19 protein-coding genes and 1 tRNA gene are annotated in these 19,134 nt (G+C 40.8%); 12 read left to right on the forward strand and 8 right to left on the reverse strand.

Annotated elements, in window-relative coordinates; genetic code table 11:
• Positions 1-412: 412 nt before the first annotated feature.
• The 4 genes from I3257_RS10325 to I3257_RS10340 all read left to right on the forward strand — a co-directional run bounded on the left by I3257_RS10325 (position 413) and on the right by I3257_RS10340 (position 5,073).
• A complete protein-coding gene (locus I3257_RS10325; RefSeq protein ID WP_087813692.1) occupies positions 413-1,912 on the forward strand; it encodes a SulP family inorganic anion transporter in 1,500 nt (499 codons plus the stop codon).
• Between the two features lie 174 nt (positions 1,913-2,086).
• Positions 2,087-2,941 carry a universal stress protein gene (locus I3257_RS10330; protein ID WP_201560613.1) on the forward strand — a complete coding sequence of 285 codons (855 nt, stop codon included), beginning with the start codon at positions 2,087-2,089 and terminating at the stop codon, positions 2,939-2,941.
• Between the two features lie 455 nt (positions 2,942-3,396).
• Positions 3,397-3,735 carry a P-II family nitrogen regulator gene (locus I3257_RS10335; RefSeq protein WP_010197981.1) on the forward strand — a complete coding sequence of 113 codons (339 nt, stop codon included), beginning with the start codon at positions 3,397-3,399 and terminating at the stop codon, positions 3,733-3,735.
• Positions 3,736-3,810: 75 nt separating this feature from the next.
• Positions 3,811-5,073: an ammonium transporter gene (locus I3257_RS10340; RefSeq protein ID WP_045452414.1), complete on the forward strand. Its 1,263-nt coding sequence runs from the start codon at positions 3,811-3,813 to the stop codon at positions 5,071-5,073.
• A 111-nt stretch (positions 5,074-5,184) separates the two neighbouring features.
• Here I3257_RS10340 and I3257_RS10345 read toward each other — a convergent pair whose 3' ends face one another.
• From I3257_RS10345 to I3257_RS10355, 3 genes are all read right to left on the reverse strand, one after another.
• Positions 5,185-5,568, reverse strand: a complete 384-nt coding sequence (locus I3257_RS10345) for a DUF2147 domain-containing protein (protein ID WP_045445845.1) — start codon at positions 5,566-5,568, stop codon at positions 5,185-5,187.
• 257 nt (positions 5,569-5,825) lie between these two features.
• Positions 5,826-6,089: a hypothetical protein gene (locus I3257_RS10350; RefSeq protein ID WP_201502855.1), complete on the reverse strand. Its 264-nt coding sequence runs from the start codon at positions 6,087-6,089 to the stop codon at positions 5,826-5,828.
• Between the two features lie 87 nt (positions 6,090-6,176).
• Complete coding sequence (locus I3257_RS10355) at positions 6,177-7,070, reverse strand: DNA/RNA non-specific endonuclease (RefSeq protein ID WP_227678975.1); 894 nt, start codon at positions 7,068-7,070, stop codon at positions 6,177-6,179.
• Positions 7,071-7,198: 128 nt separating this feature from the next.
• Between I3257_RS10355 and I3257_RS10360 the strand changes: the two genes are divergently transcribed.
• Both I3257_RS10360 and I3257_RS10365 read left to right on the forward strand, forming a co-directional pair.
• Positions 7,199-7,289, forward strand: a tRNA-Ser gene (locus tag I3257_RS10360).
• A 283-nt stretch (positions 7,290-7,572) separates the two neighbouring features.
• Complete coding sequence (locus I3257_RS10365; RefSeq protein WP_238049680.1) at positions 7,573-8,937, forward strand: integrase arm-type DNA-binding domain-containing protein; 1,365 nt, start codon at positions 7,573-7,575, stop codon at positions 8,935-8,937.
• Positions 8,938-8,969: 32 nt separating this feature from the next.
• On the opposite strand, the gene I3257_RS10370 is transcribed toward I3257_RS10365, so the two are convergent.
• Positions 8,970-9,971, reverse strand: a complete 1,002-nt coding sequence (locus tag I3257_RS10370; RefSeq protein ID WP_238049681.1) for a hypothetical protein — start codon at positions 9,969-9,971, stop codon at positions 8,970-8,972.
• 453 nt (positions 9,972-10,424) lie between these two features.
• On the opposite strand from I3257_RS10370, the gene I3257_RS10375 reads away from it, so the two are divergent.
• The 6 genes from I3257_RS10375 to I3257_RS10400 all read left to right on the forward strand — a co-directional run bounded on the left by I3257_RS10375 (position 10,425) and on the right by I3257_RS10400 (position 15,467).
• Positions 10,425-11,339 carry an inovirus-type Gp2 protein gene (locus I3257_RS10375; RefSeq protein ID WP_238049682.1) on the forward strand — a complete coding sequence of 305 codons (915 nt, stop codon included), beginning with the start codon at positions 10,425-10,427 and terminating at the stop codon, positions 11,337-11,339.
• A gap of 120 nt (positions 11,340-11,459) precedes the next feature.
• Positions 11,460-11,741 carry a hypothetical protein gene (locus I3257_RS10380; protein ID WP_238049683.1) on the forward strand — a complete coding sequence of 94 codons (282 nt, stop codon included), beginning with the start codon at positions 11,460-11,462 and terminating at the stop codon, positions 11,739-11,741.
• Between the two features lie 47 nt (positions 11,742-11,788).
• Complete coding sequence (locus I3257_RS10385; protein WP_238049684.1) at positions 11,789-12,781, forward strand: DUF932 domain-containing protein; 993 nt, start codon at positions 11,789-11,791, stop codon at positions 12,779-12,781.
• 204 nt (positions 12,782-12,985) lie between these two features.
• Entirely contained in the window at positions 12,986-14,014 is a 1,029-nt protein-coding gene (locus I3257_RS10390) for a lambda-exonuclease family protein (protein WP_238049689.1), read from the forward strand.
• Between the two features lie 114 nt (positions 14,015-14,128).
• A complete protein-coding gene (locus tag I3257_RS10395; RefSeq protein ID WP_238049685.1) occupies positions 14,129-15,040 on the forward strand; it encodes a hydrolase or metal-binding protein in 912 nt (303 codons plus the stop codon).
• Positions 15,041-15,206: 166 nt separating this feature from the next.
• Positions 15,207-15,467, forward strand: a complete 261-nt coding sequence (locus tag I3257_RS10400) for an AlpA family phage regulatory protein (protein ID WP_275950090.1) — start codon at positions 15,207-15,209, stop codon at positions 15,465-15,467.
• Positions 15,468-15,526: 59 nt separating this feature from the next.
• Here the strand turns inward: I3257_RS10400 and I3257_RS10405 are convergent, their stop codons facing one another.
• The 4 genes from I3257_RS10405 to I3257_RS10420 all read right to left on the reverse strand — a co-directional run.
• Positions 15,527-16,279, reverse strand: a complete 753-nt coding sequence (locus I3257_RS10405) for a hypothetical protein (protein ID WP_238049686.1) — start codon at positions 16,277-16,279, stop codon at positions 15,527-15,529.
• 10 nt (positions 16,280-16,289) lie between these two features.
• Complete coding sequence (locus I3257_RS10410) at positions 16,290-17,420, reverse strand: ATP-binding protein (protein WP_238049687.1); 1,131 nt, start codon at positions 17,418-17,420, stop codon at positions 16,290-16,292.
• Between the two features lie 505 nt (positions 17,421-17,925).
• Positions 17,926-18,066, reverse strand: coding sequence for a hypothetical protein (locus tag I3257_RS10415; protein WP_238049688.1), 141 nt, complete (start codon positions 18,064-18,066; stop codon positions 17,926-17,928).
• Positions 18,067-18,371: 305 nt separating this feature from the next.
• Positions 18,372-19,134 (reverse strand): 3'-5' exonuclease (locus tag I3257_RS10420; RefSeq protein ID WP_275950091.1); only part of this gene is annotated, 763 nt, incomplete at its 5' end.

Below are 19,134 nucleotides of genomic sequence, written 5' to 3' on the forward strand. Positions count from 1 at the left end.
CGCTATTGTCACTTCTGTTTGGCAAAGTTACTACTATAGACGGGTCATGTCGAGCGGCTATTTTTATTTGATAAATTATTTATTACCCTCTACCGCAGCATATCATTGCTGACGCTATTCGTTACTGTAGGTGCTCTTATAAACGCCCTGCTTTAAGCACCTTATTTTAACTATTTTTTTAGGTAATCTCACTGAATTTATCATCATATCAATTATTGGTGAGCGTATTAGCGATACCAGTAAGTAAATCAATAGACCTACTTATTACTGATCTTTAATAACTCAATACCGCAATATGACACAGCACATGTTGCCGTAAAAGAAAGATGAATAGCTACTTTTATAGCGATGCGATCATTTTATGAATGAGTAATGATTACTTTTTTTGCCTCTAACCCTATGCAGTTTACTTATGACATCTTTTATTGATAACTTACGTGACGAGTGGTTTTCCAATGTTCGCGGCGACGTTTTATCCGGTTTGGTTGTTGCCTTAGCGCTGATTCCTGAAGCCATTGCCTTTTCTATTATCGCGGGTGTTGATCCAAAAGTCGGCTTGTATGCCTCATTTTGTATCGCGGTCGTGATCAGTTTCGTCGGTGGTCGTCCAGGCATGATTTCGGCAGCAACTGGGGCAATGGCACTGGTGATGGTTGACTTAGTCGCCGAGCATGGTTTGCAGTATTTGCTAGCTGCCACCTTATTGTGCGGTGGGATTCAGATTGTAATGGGTATTTTAAAGCTTGGTAACTTGATGCGCTTTGTGTCGCGCTCGGTAGTCATTGGCTTCGTCAATGCGCTCGCGATATTGATATTTGCCGCTCAGCTACCAGAGTTGAATCCCATGACCGAACGCGTTGGCATGACGGTTTATATCATGACAGCGGCGGGTTTAGCGATTATCTACTTGTTTCCGCTGATTCCTAAAATCGGTCGCGTGATTCCGTCACCGCTGATCTGTATCGTTGGTTTGACCGCTGTCGCCATGTATATGAATCTTGATATTCGTAATGTCGGCAGTATGGGCGATTTGCCTGATTCATTACCGATGTTCTTATTACCTGACATTCCCTTGAACCTAAATACTTTACTGATCATCGCGCCTTACTCTATCGCACTTGCCATCGTTGGTTTATTAGAATCGATGATGACAGCGACTATCGTCGATGATTTGACAGATACGCCAAGCGATAAAAACCGCGAGTGTCGTGGTCAAGGGATTGCCAACGTCGTATCAGGTTTCTTCGGTGGTATGGCAGGCTGTGCCATGATTGGTCAATCTATGATCAACGTCAAATCTGGCGGACGTACGCGTCTGTCCACTTTGATGGCAGGTATCGTACTGCTCATTATGGTAGTGTTCTTAAGTGAATGGGTCAGTCAAATTCCAATGGCGGCACTGGTCGCTGTGATGATTATGGTCTCTATTGGTACTTTTAACTGGCAGTCTATTCGCGAATTTAAAACGCATCCGATGTCATTTAACATTGTCATGCTAGCGACTGTTTTGACCACAGTATTTACGCACAACCTAGCTTATGGCGTGGGCGTGGGCGTGCTGCTATCGGCGCTGGCGTTTGCCAATAAAATTGGTCAATTCTTAACGGTATTTAGTGAGTATGATGAGAGTACTAATACCCGTTATTATTATGTGCAAGGACAAGTATTCTTTGCTTCTACGACTCAGTTCTTAAACAGCTTCGATACCAAAGAAGCTTTGGACAGTATTCAAATTGATGTCAGCCAAGCGCATTTTTGGGATGTCAGTGCCGTAGACACCTTGGACAAACTGGTCATGCGCTTGCAACGTGAGGGCATTGATGTCAAAGTGGTGGGACTCAATAATGCGAGCCGAACACTGATTGATCGCTTCTCTATCCACGATCGCCGAGATATTGGCTTATTGGATTAAACAAAGCCACGTCTATTTATTGAGCTAATATTGATTAACCGCTCATAAATAAACAGTTGAATAAACAGCTGCATTGGTGCAAAGGGTTGGGCATAAGCATTATCGCCCCACCCTTGAGCTAAGCAGCTGTCTTTTTATTCTGTCTTTTTAATATTGGAATAATGTGGTGGTCTTATGAGTAATTTGAAACCAGATAGTGTGATTGCCTGCTTGGACTGCCCAGACCACGTGCAAGCAGTGTTAGAAGCCAGCATGTGGGCCGCGACTCGTCTACAAGCACCTGTTGGACTGTTGCATTCTGTACCGAGCTTACAACAAAAAGCGGCTGTGAATTATTCAGGCTGCCTAAATATCGATGATGAAAACATGCTGCTTGAGCAATTCACCACCAAGGAGCACTTGAGTAATTGTGAGCTAAAAGCCCAAGGCAAGCTTTTGCTTCATCAAGCTACCACCTATTGCGAACAGCAGCGACAAAAACTAAAAACATATACCCTGCATCGCCATGAACACCTCAATGAAAGTATCGATTACGTCGATGACAAAGCACAATTGATCGTTATAGGTCACAATGTCACCTGCAAATCGACATTGAGCCAGTTAATTAGAGTCAGTCACTGCCCCATTTTGGTGACTCATGCACCATTTTTGCACCCTACGACCGCTTTATTTGCTTTTGACAACAGTCCTACTTCACATAAATTGCTCAATTGGCTCTGCAAAACCTCACTGGTGCGCGCATTAACCGTTCATATCGTGATGGTCGGTAAAGAAAATTCTGAAAATTGCGATGCGCTACGCGAAGCTTATGCGCGGCTCAAACAAGCAGGCATCAAGTCTAAAAAAGCCTTGCTGGACTGCCGCGATGTCACTTCGGCTTTGAATTATTATCAAAATGAAAATAATATCGGTATGCTAATGACCGGTGCCTTTGGCCAATCTCGTCTGCGTGAACTTCTAAAAGGTAGCGACACAAAAAAGCTGCTCGGTAGCACCAAAACCCCCTACCTACTCTTCCCAAAGGTATAGGCTTTAGCCGATCTACACAGCCACTCCTCTCTCTTTGAGCGCAGAGCCTATACATCCATGTTAAGCTCTGCCGCTTACCGTATTACACAATTTTCCCTACTTTCTCCTCAAGTGATTCGTTTCATATACCAAACTAGGTTAGCAAATCATCACAGGAAATAGATGGATGGTCTCCCCAAGCACCTAAAAAGTTGGTTATAATAAAGTTTTCGTCAGTTCAACGCTAAAGGTTAATTCGCATTCTCTATGCTCATAACGGTGGTTTATACCATTGCAGCATAACCAGTATTTTTTGCCATAACTATGGCTGTTTTTGAACAAACAAATCCAATCTTACCTATCCCCCTTGAGTAAATTGGCACAGTTCTTGAATGACTAATAGTAAGCATGGCAGCGATACAATGCACCACAATGCTTCTATCAACCTGCGGCATCACACAAATAAGGAATATTTTATGAAGCTAATCACTGCGATCTTAAAACCGTTTAAGCTCGATGATGTACGTGAAGCGCTTTCTGACATCGGTGTTAAAGGTGTCACTGTTACTGAAGTCAAAGGTTTCGGTCGCCAAAAAGGTCACACAGAACTCTATCGCGGCGCAGAATACGTGGTGGACTTCTTACCTAAAGTAAAAGTCGAAGTGGCTGTTATTGATGAGATGGTCGAACCTGCTATCGAAGCCATCACTCGCATCGCTAGCACGGGCAAGATTGGTGATGGAAAAATCTTCGTCACTGCACTCGAGCAAGTCATTCGTATTCGTACGGGCGAGACAGGCCCTGACGCTATCTAACGCTCAAGGCCATATAGACACAGATTTATAGATCATACCGATAGCTGTATTGCATCAATTCAAGGGGGAATTAACATGCAAAATCAAATCTTCGAGCTCCAGTACGCACTTGACACGTTTTACTTTTTAATGTGCGGGGCGCTCGTCATGTGGATGGCAGCAGGCTTCACTATGTTAGAAGCTGGACTTGTCCGCTCAAAAAACACCGTTGAGATTTTAACCAAAAATATCGCACTTTTTGCCACCGCTTGTACCATGTACATGATATGCGGCTATGCCATTATGTATGGTGGCAACCTATTCTTGAGCGGTATCGCGGGTAATGAAACGCTGGTAGCAGATGCCCTAGCAGCCTCCGCTGAAAACGGCTTTGATGGTGATTCTGTTTACTCCGCTGCGTCTGATTTTTTCTTCCAAGTGGTGTTTGTTGCAACCTGTATGTCGATCGTTTCAGGAGCGGTGGCTGAGCGCATGAAGCTGTGGTCGTTCTTATTATTTGCTGTGGTGATGACTGGTGTCATTTATCCATTAGAGGGTAGCTGGACGTGGGGTGGCAATGATGTATTTGGTATGTTCAATTTAGGCGACATGGGTTTTTCTGATTTTGCAGGTTCTGGTATCGTCCATATGGCGGGTGCTGCGGCTGCATTAGCAGGGGTATTATTATTAGGTGCACGTAAAGGCAAGTATGGCCCTAATGGTGAAATACGCGCCATTCCAGGTGCTAACTTACCACTGGCAGCGCTTGGAACACTTATTCTCTGGATGGGTTGGTTCGGTTTCAATGGCGGCTCGGTGCTAAAACTGGGTGATATTGCCAGCGCCAACTCGGTTGCTATGGTCTTTTTGAATACCAATGCAGCAGCGGCCGGCGGTGCAATTGGTGCTTTAATAATAGCACGCATCATCTTTGGCAAAGCTGACTTAACCATGCTCTTAAATGGTGCACTCGCAGGATTAGTCGCTATCACGGCAGAACCCTCAACCCCATCTGCATTACAAGCAACACTGTTTGGTTTGATCGCTGGCGTTATCGTTGTGCTATCTATCTTAGCATTGGATAAAATAAAAATAGATGATCCAGTGGGTGCTATCTCAGTTCATGGTGTAGTCGGTCTGTTCGGTCTGCTTATCGTACCAATTACCAACCCAGCAGCATCGTTCGTAGGTCAGATTGCTGGTGCAGCCACTATCTTTACTTGGGTATTCATCGCCAGCTTAATCACTTGGGCGGTTATCAAATTAGTGATTGGTCTGCGTATATCTGAAGAAGATGAGTATGAAGGTGCGGATATAGCAGAGTGTGGTATGGAAGCATATCCTGAGTTTGTGAGATAAGCTCTGAAGCCAATATTAAAATATATGTACTAAAAATCCCGCATTACCAAAAGGTATTGCGGGATTTTTATTTATCAATATTAGGTCTAATACTAAAAATAAACGATAGGTTTATTTCTTTTTCCACGTTTGACTGCGTGAGAATGGACCGATATAACCTTTTAGATTTAAGGTGTTGCCACTCAAGTTTGCGGTCATACGATAGTCTTTGCCCTTTTCAGGATCAGTAATCGTACCACCACTATATTTGCCACCACCATCAGACTTTAAACCTTTAATAATGGTCGTACCAACGTGCTTTTTGCCTTTGGCTGAGTTGGTAGCGATAAGCGTACCTGTTAGTACACCGTTTGACTCAGTAATCTTTACGGTACCTTTTGGCTTACCTTCATCAAATGTCTGCCACGTGGTATTGGCCAAAGGATCAGCGGCGAATGCCATGCTTGCTAAACTGATACCTGCAACAGCTAGAGTGGTTTTGGTAAATAATTTCATAGACTGATTCCCTTCATACAATGATTACTCGAAACGTTATGTTTCTGATCTCCTAGGCTTATCCTTCGCTAAAATTCCTATTAACAGCTATGCGACTTTCTACTCTTTGGGAGTGGTTATCGCATCTAAAAAAACTGCTCATCAAAATTTTATACGACATAAGCGATGTCTTGACTCATTATAAGCAATTTTAAGCTTTTGCCTAGTAATTTTTTTATAGTTTATTATTTCTATAAAAATTGAACTATATCAAATAGTTATAAAAAAGGATTGTCGATATTTTTATCCAACCGGTCATCTTTTTCTTTTGACTTATGCTGACTATTATTGTAAATGGAATTATTTTCAAACGCCTGAAGAATCTTGCTTGTTAGTTCATGTAACTGTTGCGCTTGCTCATATCCAGTAGCATCAAGAGTCAAATCAATATCGCCATATATAATAATTTTATCTGTTTGGTTTTCGATGATAAGCTCACCGATTTGCATACTTTGGTGGTCATTGGCAAATGGATCAATCATTTGATTCTCCTTTTTATTAACAATATCTTGCGTAATTTTTGGATTTTTTGTGCCTTTTATTATATATAGACTCGTGTCACAAAGGCATTATGCTTGCAATTGGGCGATTACCCACTCAAGAATCGCCCAAACAAACAGCATCCAAGCCGGCTCTTCTGTTGGCTCATCGGGCAACTCGGAGCTTTCACCCGCCTTTAATGGCAGATCAAATGCCTGTGTTTTGGTTTTGGCATCCAAGACGGGCAGCACATCGATACCAATTCTAGTCGAGAGTTCATCAACACTAATAACCTCTATGCGCTCCGACTCATCATTGGGTGCATAATAGACCCCTGCTTGATTAATCGCTGGTATATAGACGGCTTTAAAAAAATGACTGGGCACCAGTACACGATCTGCCAGTTGCTTGGTTGTTTTGCCAGTAAAGGCTACTCCTGTAATGCTATAAACTTCTCCATATTGCTGGGTCAAATAGCGAGTGGCTGATTCAATATTACGCCAGATATAGCGATTGTTGCGCGGTGACTGCGGGGCGATATTGGCAAGGCTAAAGCTATCATATTGTTGACTGCGATTCGCCATATCGGCATTGGGCGCTAAATGCCCGCGATCATAGCCAGAGCCTGAATAGTCGGACAATGAGGCGCGTGCGGATTTTGGTAACCTACTTTCTTCATGAAAGCTGTCTTCACGATCGATTTCTTTGGCTTGTTGTAAACGCTTGCGATCCAAATATTCTGCCGACCAAAGCGGTGTACGCGACACGCCAGAATACATAACGGCAAAACCATCCATACATAAAGCTTGGGTTTTGTTGCTTAGCTTGGTATTGATAAACTCAGGATAGACACCGCCATAAAAGGACTCGCTACACTGAGTAAAGTCATCAGCATGCGCTGAAGTTATACTTACGACCACCGCCATCACGGTCATTGTAATACTGTTTTTCAAACGGGCATTGAGCCTACCGAAACTTATCATTCAACTTTCAACCATCTATGCTTGTCATTACGTATACGCTATCGTAGCAGGCGTTTGTAAATAAAGAAAGATAAGGTGCAAGTCGTGACATTCTAGACAGTATCCGCTATACTGAGCCGTCTAAAAACGGTGAAGTGGGTGAGTGGCTGAAACCGCACGCCTGGAAAGTGTGTATGCGTTAATAGCGTATCGAGGGTTCGAATCCCTCCTTCACCGCCAATCTTATCAAATGCTAGTTTTCCCACCTTGTCCCAAACACTCCCATATACCTCTGTAATCCTTTATAAATAACGCGTCTAGCGTTTTTTTTATGCCTGCTGTTTTCCCAATTCAACCCAACGTGACCCACCTATCCCGTGGCTTGTGTTGGTCTATCTGTTGGTCTATGATTTCATTAGACCTCAAAAAGACCAACATTTAAGCTCTATGATTCAGCTTTAGACCAACGTTTTTGTTGTATTGCTTGATTCATATAGCTTGTAGCCATAGGGAATAGACCAACATGTTAAGCGATAGTAAGATTCGCAAGCTCAAACCCAGTGAAAAATGCACGCCTTCACGTCCTGATAAATACAGTGACCAACAAGGACTACAGCTTTTGGTACGCAATACATGCACAAAGACATGGATAAGCGCCTATCGCTTTGATGGTAAGCAAACACGCCTCACACTTGGTACTTATCCAATCATGTCGCTCGCGGAAGCCAGACAAGCCAATACTGAGATTAAAACGCTACTAGCAGATGGTATCGATCCAAAAAATAAAAAGCGTCAAGACAAGCTTGCCAATATCCACGCGCAAAAATTCAATGAATACGCATTAGACTGGCTTGCTGAACGTCAGCGTAACGTCAAGCCGCGTACCTATCAGCAAGACTATAATCGTATGCATAAAGACGTGTTGTCACACTTTGATGGCATTGCACTAAAAGATGTGAGCTTTGAGGATTGCCGAGCAATGGCAGATGAGATCGAAAAGCGTGTGAACAAAAACGGTGAGCCACCGCGTGAGGTTACCAGACGCACTATCGATCTGGTTGCTAATGTTTTAAGGCGTGCCAAACGTGAACGTCTCATTGAGCAAAACCCAATCGATGATCTAAAGGAACTCTACCCTAAAGCCAAAAGTCAGCACATGAAGCATGTCGATATCAGTGATCTTCCTGCCCTACTACAAGCTATCGAAGATTATCATGGTCACGACCAAACTAGATTGGGTATGAAATTCTTAGCCTATTCATTTTGTCGCACTATTGAGCTACGTATGATGAAATGGTCACACATTGATTTTGCTAACCGTCTATGGCGTGTTGATATCGACAATCTTAAAATTGCGCGTAAGCATGTCGTACCACTATCAGATCAAATGCTCGCAGTGCTAGAAGAGATGAAAGCCATCACAGGGCAATATGAATACGTGTTCTATCATACGGGCATGCATCAGCCGTATAGCGAAGAATTCATCAATAACGCGCTAGATATACTAGGATATGCTGGTAAACAGACAGGACACGGCTTTCGCCACATCGCTTCAACCAATCTGAACGAGCTTGGCTACATGGGCGATGCGATTGAAAAACAGATGGCACATGATAAGAAAAGCAGCATCCGCGCGGTTTATAATCACGCGCAGCATTTGGAGGAGCGCCGCAAGATCATGCAAGTCTGGGCAGACTTTTTAGACTTGCTCAGAGACAAAGGTGAGGTTGTAGATTTTCAGACAGCGCGACAGCAGATTGAAAAATCGTTGACTAAGCAGCATCAAGCATCACTATCAGACATAGATAGTGATGCCTTAATACAGGCTTTGATAAATAAAGGTCTCAGACCTGAGGATATACAGAAATTTCTCAAAACTAAAAACTAAGATACATATTTTGAGATTACTTTCATATTAAACTAATCCTCTATGTCAACGTCCCATTCCAATTCGTTATACTCATTAGCTATTAGCTCATTAATGATTTTATTAGGTGATTTGTCATAACGTTTAGCTAGTGCATTGAGCCTAGTAAAATTATCTTGTGTGGTAGTGATTTGGCGTTTGCTTTTTTCAACGGCTTTATCTTTGTGAAAGACTTTAGCATACCATGCATTTTTCATGGTCTTGATATAGTATCCTCTTATACTTTTTGCTAGCCTCACTTTCCCATCTTTCAAAGGAAGAACATTAAATTCTACAGTATTTGGCGTAACAGGCAAAATATCGAGCGATGCCAAAATTTGCACATACTGTTCTGCAGAATTGCTTGGTATAAAAACATCTCTAAGACACATCTTATCTGCTTCAATTAGATAGTTATATAACCAATTAATCTGATCTCCATTATTTTCATCTATCCATTTAACAGATACTTGCCTCACTTTAGTTTGATAATAATGCTCTCTCAAACCAAGAAACTGTCGTTGTACTTCTTTAATATCAAGTGCATGATTTGGATCAATTTCTTGAATTGGGCTGTTATCATCATTTGGATTAGGAAAGTTAAACTTAAGCATCAACCTAATAAATTCTAAATAATTATTCTTACTTGAAGAAGGTATTGGAATGACTGATTTTATAATCAACTCCCCCACATATATTGCCTTTCTTAAATCATTTACGACCCATTCAAAATAAATAGAAGGAATAGTACTGCTCGCTTTCCTAACCATTAAAACATCTAGATTATAATCAGGGCTCACTTGATTCTCGAGTAGTTTAGCAAGCAATAAATCATGTACATCTTCCTGATCATGCAATATGTATCTACTTAAATTATTATTAAGTTTATATTTAATATATAGAAGAACTCTAGCTTCATCAACAGTGAGCCTATCAACGATCTTACTACAGTTCACCAATTTGTTATCTCTTAGATAAAGATCAGATAGCTTTACTTTATTACGTATTTTTTTCATAAAAATTTTAGTATTTAATAAAGAATAAGGAGATAGAATATAGTTTTTTGATACTAAAACAATATTTTTCTATAAGAAACATTGGTTTGATAGTAGAAATAATTTAGTGAATAAATAGTCTATTGATAGTATAAGTATAGTGCTTTTTACTTGTTATTATACGCTATTGTAAACTTTCACTATTATAATAAGACGATATCAGATTTTATTTTTAAACGAAGCTTTCTAAGTATATCTGGATAGCTAACTCCATTCTTTATACATTTCCCTTATCTCTAGTCTCACTCGCCTCCAAACGATAAACAATGAAAAGCAGACTCCGTTGTCACGTCGTCTGCTTGATGGGTTATTTATATTATTAACTACTACTTAATAGCTGTCAGTAAAGAACAACACGTTTCATTGATGATTATGTACGCCAACCTCAAACATAAAAATCAATGGAGCATCACCATGTCACAGTCACTCGTTAACCAATCACAACTCATCGCTAACATCGATAAGCTCGTAAGAGACGTCGTATTTCACCCTATCCGTTTTGAAGATATCAAAGACCGTTTGAATGAGTCTTATCATTCCTTCATGGACAGCTTTGATCCTGATCTATTCTATTCTCAAACTATCGATTCATTTGTTTACAGTACTTATGCGGTTGTCGGTGACGTAGACCCATCTAATGTTATTTGGGATCATGAGAAGACACAGCAGTTTATCAAAATCATATCTTGCTATGAAAACGATATCAAACTCGAAGACAATGCACGATATCATCAAGAGTGCCAAAATAAACAAAACCTTGAGCGCTATGTCAAAAACTTAATCAATCACTATTCAAGATTGGTCTTCATTAGGATTGACTTAAAATATCTGAAAGAAAGTAGTCACTTGGTAACAATCGAAGATTTCAATACACACATGAATAAGCTTAGAGAGTTCATTGGAAACAAAAAAACATGCTTTAAGTATTTGCAAGGCAATGCTTGGGCATTAGAGCAAGGGGATGAGAACGGCGGTCTTCATTGTCACTTATTGCTAATCTATGATGGTTCCAAACGCCAAAAGGATTACCATCTGGCTAAAGAAGTGGGTGAAAAATGGCAGAGTATTACTGGTGGTATAGGGGCTTACTACAGTTACCATGACACTGAGCGTAAACAGGGCTACGAGAAGAATGGTAAATTAGGAATTGGTATGATCCATCGTGATAAACCAAAGCAAGTAGAGAATGCCGTTTGTACCTCTCTATACTTAACCAAACCTGACAAGAGAAACCAGCACTTAAAACTATGGGTACCTAGCATGCGCACCTTTGGTCATGGTATTTACCGCGTTAAGAAGCGTCGTAGTCTGCCACCTATATCAAAATAATTTCAGATACATACTACCCTCATGAGATTGAGCATTACCGTCCTAATGCTTATCCTACTTTATCCGTTAAAGGTCTGCCTCATGCAGGCCTTTTTTATGCCTAAAATAAAAGGAGTGTTTATGAAAACCATCTGTCCATGTTGTCAGTCAGCTGCGGTCTATGAGATGACTGATGGCATCAGTATCAATTTGATTGACCAGCTGTTGTCTCCTGCGGTTCTCGTCAGTCTTGGCGTTAGTCTGTGTAAGACGCTTAAGGTTCATCCTGCTATAGGCGTGGTTGCAGGCACAACAGTCGCAGCGCTTATTGAGATGACTCAGTCTCATCAAGCGCTACCGATGCTAGTCAATCAGCAATATCGCTGTGATGACTGCACGCATGTCTTCACCACTTTTCATTAATCCATTTAACCCACTTCACTTAATTATCAATAAAAAGGAAAATCATCATGGCACATTTAATCGAAAGTATGGCGTACGTCGGCGAAACCCCTTGGCATGGTCTTGGCAATGAGCTATCACCTAAGCAGCCATTAGAGGTTTGGGCAAAAGAGGCAGGTCTTGATTGGCGTATTGAGTCATCGGACGTCAGCTACATGTCAAGCAATGACAAAGGGCATAACCTCATCATGCCCTTTGCTGAGAACAAGGTGCTCTATCGCAGTGACAACTTAGAGCCGTTATCAGTCGTCAGTCAACGCTACCAAGAAGTACAACCGCGTGAGATTCTAGAGTTCTACCGTGATCTCACAGAACAGTCGGATTTCGAGCTGGAAACGGCTGGTGTACTAAAGGGCGGTCGTAAGCTATGGGCACTCGCCCGTACAGGCCAGTCAGCAACGCTTCGTGGCGGTGATGTTAGTAACGGCTATCTATTACTAGCAACGGCTTGTGATGGGACGCTTGCGACCACAGCACAGTTCACTAATATTCGTGTGGTCTGTAATAACACGCTTGCTGTTAGCTTAGCCAACGGAAGTGGCGGTGTGGTCAAAGTGCCGCATAGCACCTCCTTTGATGCTGATAGCGTCAAGCAGCAATTAGGCGTGTCGGTGAAGCAGTGGGAGGAGCATAGCTATGAGATGAAGCAATTATCAGAGCGCCGAGTCACTCAAGCAGAAGCGGCCAATTATTTAAGCCGTGTGTTCAATGATCAGGACAATGACCTCATTCTGTTTAACCCTGCTAAAAAACAAAAAGAGGCCGTTCCTAATGCTAAAGCGATGAATCAGGTGATGCAGATGTTTAACGGTCAAGGGCGCGGTGCTGATTTAGATGCTGCCCGTGACACAGCCTATGGACTGCTATGCTCTATCACAGAATACGTTGACCATGAACGTCGAGCCATGAGTACTGATAATCGTCTTAATTCAGCATGGTTCGGTGCTGGGGCTAAGCTGAAGCAAAAAGGCTTAGAGGAATCATTACTGATGCTTGCTTAATCAGCGATGTTCAATGTCTGTCAAACGATCAACCACGCCTTAGCTCGTGGTTTTTTTATGCCCGTTATTTAACGAGCCGCATTAATTTATGAAGCCATTTATAAGGAATGTATCATGGAAACCATCGCATTAAACACGACAACTCAGCCAAGACGCGCGAAGCGTTCAACTGTCAAAGCCAAAACAACGCGCCTACCTTCAAACATGAAAGCCAATACTCGGCACTCAACGCCTTTGGTGTCAAAGGCTCAATCAACCAACGCTAAACGTCTTATCAGTACCAAAAACTTGAGCCGTGAGGACTGGTTAGCCGTTCGCAGACAAGGTATTGGTAGCTCTGATGCGGCTGCGGCTTGCGGTATCCATCCTTACCTTTCCATGCTTGAGCTATGGATGATTAAGACGGGACGCATGACCTCAAACATTGATGCCAGTAGTAATAACGATATTGAGGGTTACTCTCCACTGTATTGGGGCAATACGCTTGAGCCAATGGTGGCTAAATATTATCAAGAACACACTGGTAATAAGGTTCGTCGGGTGAATGCCGTCTTGCAGCATCCTGACAAGCACTTTATGCTGGCGAATTTAGACTATGCCATTACAGGTAGTGATGAGGTACAGATTTTAGAGTGCAAAACAGCAGGGGAACATGGTGCCAAGCTATGGAAGCATGGCGTACCGCTCTATGTCACCTGCCAAGTACAGCATCAACTGGCAGTCACGGGTAAGCAAGCAGCGCATATATGCGTGCTGCTATGCGGACACGAAGCCAAAATCTATAAGGTTGAGCGCGATGAGCGCTTAATAGAGTCTATCACTGAGCACGAGCGTCTATTCTGGCAATACGTAGATACAGATACACCGCCAACCCCTGATCATAGTGAATCCGCTGCGCGAGCATTAAAATTGCTTTATCCAACCGCTAAGCCATCAACCAAGGTCGATTTGCGCGAAGATGCTGGCGCTAACAAACTGTTTGAGCAACTGCTGAGCTATCGTGACTGTATGCAAGAGCTAGAGCAGCGTCATGATCAAGTGAAGCACCAACTGCAAACGCTAATTGCCAATAATGAAGTCGCCGTGTTTGATAAAGGCGCTATTTCATGGAAACGCTCGAAAGACAGTATCGGCCTTGATAGTAAAGCGGTTATCAAGGCACATCCTGACTTACTCACACAGTTTGGTAAAACAAAGCAAGGCAGTCGTCGCTTCGTTATCTTAGATGACTAAGCCATCAATCACTTAACCATCAACATACAACAAACAACCATTTTAAGCGCATAAAGCCCACCTATCACAGGTGGGCTTTTTTATGGCTAATCAAAACACATAAGGAATACCCTCATGATTAAAGGTCTAACGATTACCCCACCAGTTCTAGGTCGCATCAGCATCGGACGCATTATCGTAAAAGATGGCAAACGTCTGCCTGCTAAAGACGATCAATTCACGATTACTAGCCAAGTTCAGAACAAGGATGGCTGGATCAATCACCCACTTGATGAAAAGCTCCGCGCACGTAGTGAGGGTAAGCTCAGACAAATACCAGTGCGACTGCTATTCAATGACCCTGAGCTGAATTTACGAGCAGAATACACGCTATTTGATAGGCAAACTGGACGCCCACTTTGCGTAGGCGATGGTGAATATTGCCAGCGTCGAACGAGTAACGGTGTTGAGCAGCTGCCATGCCCATCGCCAGATCGCTGTCCACTAGCCCAAGGCGGTGCTTGTAAGCCCTATGGTAGGCTTTACGTTAATCTGAGTGAAGACGATGAGCTTGGCACGTTTATCTTTCGTACGACAGGTTTCAATAGCATTCGTACCTTGTCAGCAAGGCTTAGTTACTTTGCAGCGGTATCAGGCAATAAGCTGTCCTGTCTACCACTCCAATTAACGTTACGTGGCAAAAGCACCACGCAGAGCTATCGTACTCCAATCTACTTTGTGGATTTGACGCTACGTGATGATGTGACACTCAAACAGGCGGTACAAGATGCTGGTGCCATTGATGCAGAGTTAAGTGAACACGGTTTTGACCAAGCAGCTCTAGAAGTGGCTGCAAAGCAAGGCTATGTCAATTCTTGCTTTGAGGTTGATGACGATAATCTATTGGATGTGGCAGAAGAGTTTTATCCAGTAGAGACGGATGAGGCTAGTAGGCATCATCAAGGAGGGTCGCAAAATGGTATTGCTCCCTACAATGTCGGTAATATTGAAAGAGGCCTAAGGGAGAGTGTGACAGCTATAAGTTGAAGCAGTGGTAAGGATATACGGCATAAAAAAGGAGCTGATTATTCAGCTCCTTTTTTTATGTGATTGATAAGGAGTGCGCGCGGCCTGTATAGGACGCCGTAAAAAAATATGGGACTCCGTAACTGTATGAGAGGAAATGCTCTCATTCACTCATAAGGAGCTAGTCATGGAAAATTTAAATACAAGTACTCAGAACAACACTTCAATACCAAGCATGCCACAAATACCTCGCATACTACCGCTAAAGCAAGTCATACACTACACAGGACTTAGCAGTACAACGATTTACGATATGCTAGATAAAAAATCAAACCGCTATGATTCCACCTTTCCTATTCAGGTCAAGCTATCAAAAGGACGTGTAGGATGGGTAGAGAGTGAGATTGCAGAGTGGTTGAATAATAAGATAAGGGCTAGAGCTCATTAAATATAATTAAAAAAGCCACTGCATTTGGCTTTTTTACTGCAATGTATATTTCATCTGCTTTAAAGTGTACTTAAAACATGTTCTAATTCATTTCTAAACTCATTAAAAGAAGGCATATTTATTTTATTTATATCAATCTTTTTATTGATAAGTAAATCTTCGATAGTAGTTCCGTCTGGTAAATTACTCATAGCATCATCAAGCTGAGTCTTTAGTGAATTCGGGCTCTTATCGTTACCTGAAGCATTCTCTAAACGTGAGCAACTTATATAAGGGTTATCTTGTGTTGCACAGAGCAACCACGCTTCAGATTTAGGCTTTGGTATCATAGCAACACCGTAGGAAAAACCTTCTTTCTCAAAACCATTTTTCATTGAAATACGTTTAGCAGAATACTCACCACGTCCTTTAGAAGCAGTACCATCTGCATCTCGAAATAGAATTGCAACAACTTCAGCTTGGTGAGCATCAGTACTCAACACTGCCTTCTTTTCATTTGCAAAGTTAGCTAAGCTTCTAGCATTTTCGTAAAAATATTTAGTCTCTTGAGAACGCCGTTTACCAGGTAAAGAAATTTTTTTTTCTTTTGATGGCTTTATATCTCCAAGGTGAGATTCTGAAATATATGTAACTTGTTGATTGTCCAGACAAGAAAATTCATACCCACGATTTTTTTCTAACCACAAATCTATAATTTGGTCAACAACTATTGCCATCGCTCTAGGTGAAAATTCAGTAGCTTCACAACATCCCGTTGAATTATTACAATAGCCTATATCGCTTTTACCTTCACCACTTAAAATCAGATACACATTATTATCCTTATTTAACTTCCAGACTGTCACTACTTATTTCTTTAAATAAGGTTGTGAGATCTGTGTCAACAAACACTTCCCCAGGGCCCATGAATTTTAGTTTTTTTGCCATTGAAGGTATATCAAACAAACGTATTGACTGAGTGGCTCCTTTACTATTCTTATATAAATAAATTACACCTTTTCTAGCTACTTCATCTTCTAAGTAATTTAAAATCATTGGACTATGGGTTGTTACCATAATTTGATTTTCGCACCTAACCAACATGTCTACTAGATACTCAATTAATTCAGGATTAATTCCATTCTCAATTTCATCGAATAGTAGAAAAGACTCACTTGTTTCTATTTGTAATAAAATAGCCATTAATCTAAGCATTCCATCATTCATATGGCGAGCAACGGAGGTTATTTTTTTACCATCAAAATTTTCAATTATTTCAAGCTGCTTCCATCCTGAACGTATGGATTTAGTTTTGATATCTTCAAGCTGTGGGTATATCTTTTTCAAATTGGTTACTAAATTACTTGTAACATGAGAGCCTGACTCATGTATTAAGGCAGAGAGTTTTTCTCCTCCTATTCCAAGTCTTCCATCAGAAGACCTGCTTTTACTTCTCAATAGCTCTGGGCTGAGCAACTCTAAAGAACGAATATCTATAACAATATCTTTCAATATAGCTAACACTTTATATGTTTCTCTATCTTTTAAAGCTGAAAGCAAAGAACCTTGGTGCTTGAATATAATATCGTAACTGATGCCATCTATCGTAAACTTCCCATCTTCAACGTTAAGCAACAGCTGACCGTCTACATAAATAGATTCTTGCGTACAGCTCAAGGATGTTCTATTAAAACTACCACTCCATACTACGTTACTGCTATTAATTTGTACTATAACCTCAAAATCGATATTGCTTTTCTTACTAACCTTCGAGTTGAGATCTGCAGCTTTCCATTGTCTAGTTTCCAACCAACTTCCAACATTACCAATCATAAGTTGAGATAAAAAGTCTAAAAACTGTAATACAGTGGATTTGCCAGAACCATTTAATCCAACAAGACAATTGAACTCACTTAGACCTATCTCAAAATCTACTAAAGATTTGAAGTTATTAACTTTAATTTTTGTAATCATGGAGAATCCTATTTAATTCTTTTAAATACTGCTTATAAAAATTAGTCTTACTATCGAGTGATTTATCTTCGCAGGAGGATACCTATTATAGAGTGTTTTTCATAGCATTAAAAAATGTCGTTAAAGCGGTATAGAAGTCACCATGTGCTTGGGCTTAGTCAGGACGACTCTGCCATCAAATTCTTACATCTTTGGCGTTAATATTTGCCTTAATCCTTGTATATCTTACTCGCTTTTTATAAATGAGAAGATAGCATAAAGTGTGTTATACATACTTGGTAGCTGCTTGTAATTGGTATCCACAGAGTTGTGGATACTTTCGCAGTTTCGATATTACAGTGTTTATTCTCGTAAAGAAATTCCACCCGCGCAATTACTTTAATCAGATTATGTAGCTTTGATGGCTGTTCGATATCCAGTATGTTACTCTTGAGCCCATCAAAAACCGTTAGCAATTTACCTACCACATTTATGATGTCAGAGCCATCATCCTAGCTAAAGAATTCTATAACGGTTTGGTATAACTCTTCATCACCTCAGTTCCTAGTTGTAAAACTGGCTTGCCACCATTGTGGGCGATGTCTTCTGATTCCCTATCGACGGTATGATGCCATTCTTTAGTATAAGATGGTGATATAGCAACCATGGGTACCCCTTTTCTAGAATATTTCCATAGCGTATCGCAGAGACTTTGAAATCACAAGCCAATTGACTTTTTGAGTACTGCTGTTTAAAGTTTTGAAAGTAATCGAAGATGTCGTGAGCAAACAGACCCATTCAACATTTGACTTAATAAATTTGATTTTTTTGTGAGAGGTCACATTCGAATTTGAGATTTCTATCATCTTTCAGCTTTTGAGTGATACCTTCCAAACCGTACATTGATGGCTCATTCATTGGTATTAAGCTCAAGAATACACTTTTATAGAGCAATGGGTTAAGAGTACCTAATTACTGAAGATATAAACCACTTAGACCTTCAAGTTTTAAAAGTGAAGAAGGTTCTCCGAGTTTATTATAACCTGATGAATTCAACCTTCTTGAACTGTAAGCTAGAATACATGCCTTTTTAGCTCTAGTGATGCCAACGTAATGCAAGTTTAAATCCTGGTCCCAGTCTATATAATGAGGTTTATTAAAGTCGTCGGAGGGTCTTCTTAGTGGGAATATCCACTCACATAAATCTAAATGTATTACAATCTCGAACTCTAGCCCTTTAGATTTATGAAGAGTCATTACTTGCAACTCGTTACTTATCTTTGGCTTATATTGCTTTAACTCTTCTTCATTAGATAATATTTGATACAGTGCTTCTATATCCTTTTCGCCACTAACTTCACCTATAAGAATGAAACTAATTTCCTGAATTGCTAAAATCAAGTCGTTTACATAAGTACTGCGTAACTCTATAATTTTTTTTCTAACTAAGTTTAATTTAGATTTAGTTAATGAATCCCTACTATTCGAAAACTCTAAAATATCACTTATTAAGACGCTTGAATCGAAATAGTACTTTAATAAATCCGAATATAATCTAGTGTACTTCGAGTTTATGGAACTTAGAATATCATCTTTATAAACTCGGAAGGGCAGTTTAAGGTGTCTAGTTAAATAATCCAAGCTTCTATTAGTTCTAACTAATACTGCGATATCTGATAAACTATAGTCAGTTCTTTTTAAATAAGATACAATCGTTTTAAAACAAGCGAAATGG

The organism is Psychrobacter sp. Ps7, assembly GCF_022129225.1.
Taxonomy (GTDB): Bacteria; Pseudomonadota; Gammaproteobacteria; order Pseudomonadales; family Moraxellaceae; genus Psychrobacter; species Psychrobacter immobilis_A.

What these genes read in the sequence shown, in the direction of transcription:
- I3257_RS10325 (WP_087813692.1), top strand. Translation starts at nt 413, where the DNA reads ATGACATCTTTTATTGATAACTTACGTGACGAGTGGTTTTCCAATGTT.
- I3257_RS10330 (WP_201560613.1), top strand. Translation starts at nt 2,087, where the DNA reads ATGAGTAATTTGAAACCAGATAGTGTGATTGCCTGCTTGGACTGCCCA.
- I3257_RS10335 (WP_010197981.1), top strand. Translation starts at nt 3,397, where the DNA reads ATGAAGCTAATCACTGCGATCTTAAAACCGTTTAAGCTCGATGATGTA.
- I3257_RS10340 (WP_045452414.1), top strand. Translation starts at nt 3,811, where the DNA reads ATGCAAAATCAAATCTTCGAGCTCCAGTACGCACTTGACACGTTTTAC.
- I3257_RS10345 (WP_045445845.1), bottom strand. Translation starts at nt 5,568, where the DNA reads ATGAAATTATTTACCAAAACCACTCTAGCTGTTGCAGGTATCAGTTTA.
- I3257_RS10350 (WP_201502855.1), bottom strand. Translation starts at nt 6,089, where the DNA reads ATGATTGATCCATTTGCCAATGACCACCAAAGTATGCAAATCGGTGAG.
- I3257_RS10355 (WP_227678975.1), bottom strand. Translation starts at nt 7,070, where the DNA reads ATGATAAGTTTCGGTAGGCTCAATGCCCGTTTGAAAAACAGTATTACA.
- I3257_RS10365 (WP_238049680.1), top strand. Translation starts at nt 7,573, where the DNA reads ATGTTAAGCGATAGTAAGATTCGCAAGCTCAAACCCAGTGAAAAATGC.
- I3257_RS10370 (WP_238049681.1), bottom strand. Translation starts at nt 9,971, where the DNA reads ATGAAAAAAATACGTAATAAAGTAAAGCTATCTGATCTTTATCTAAGA.
- I3257_RS10375 (WP_238049682.1), top strand. Translation starts at nt 10,425, where the DNA reads ATGTCACAGTCACTCGTTAACCAATCACAACTCATCGCTAACATCGAT.
- I3257_RS10380 (WP_238049683.1), top strand. Translation starts at nt 11,460, where the DNA reads ATGAAAACCATCTGTCCATGTTGTCAGTCAGCTGCGGTCTATGAGATG.
- I3257_RS10385 (WP_238049684.1), top strand. Translation starts at nt 11,789, where the DNA reads ATGGCACATTTAATCGAAAGTATGGCGTACGTCGGCGAAACCCCTTGG.
- I3257_RS10390 (WP_238049689.1), top strand. Translation starts at nt 12,986, where the DNA reads ATGAAAGCCAATACTCGGCACTCAACGCCTTTGGTGTCAAAGGCTCAA.
- I3257_RS10395 (WP_238049685.1), top strand. Translation starts at nt 14,129, where the DNA reads ATGATTAAAGGTCTAACGATTACCCCACCAGTTCTAGGTCGCATCAGC.
- I3257_RS10400 (WP_275950090.1), top strand. Translation starts at nt 15,207, where the DNA reads ATGGAAAATTTAAATACAAGTACTCAGAACAACACTTCAATACCAAGC.
- I3257_RS10410 (WP_238049687.1), bottom strand. Translation starts at nt 17,420, where the DNA reads ATGATTACAAAAATTAAAGTTAATAACTTCAAATCTTTAGTAGATTTT.
- I3257_RS10415 (WP_238049688.1), bottom strand. Translation starts at nt 18,066, where the DNA reads ATGGTTGCTATATCACCATCTTATACTAAAGAATGGCATCATACCGTC.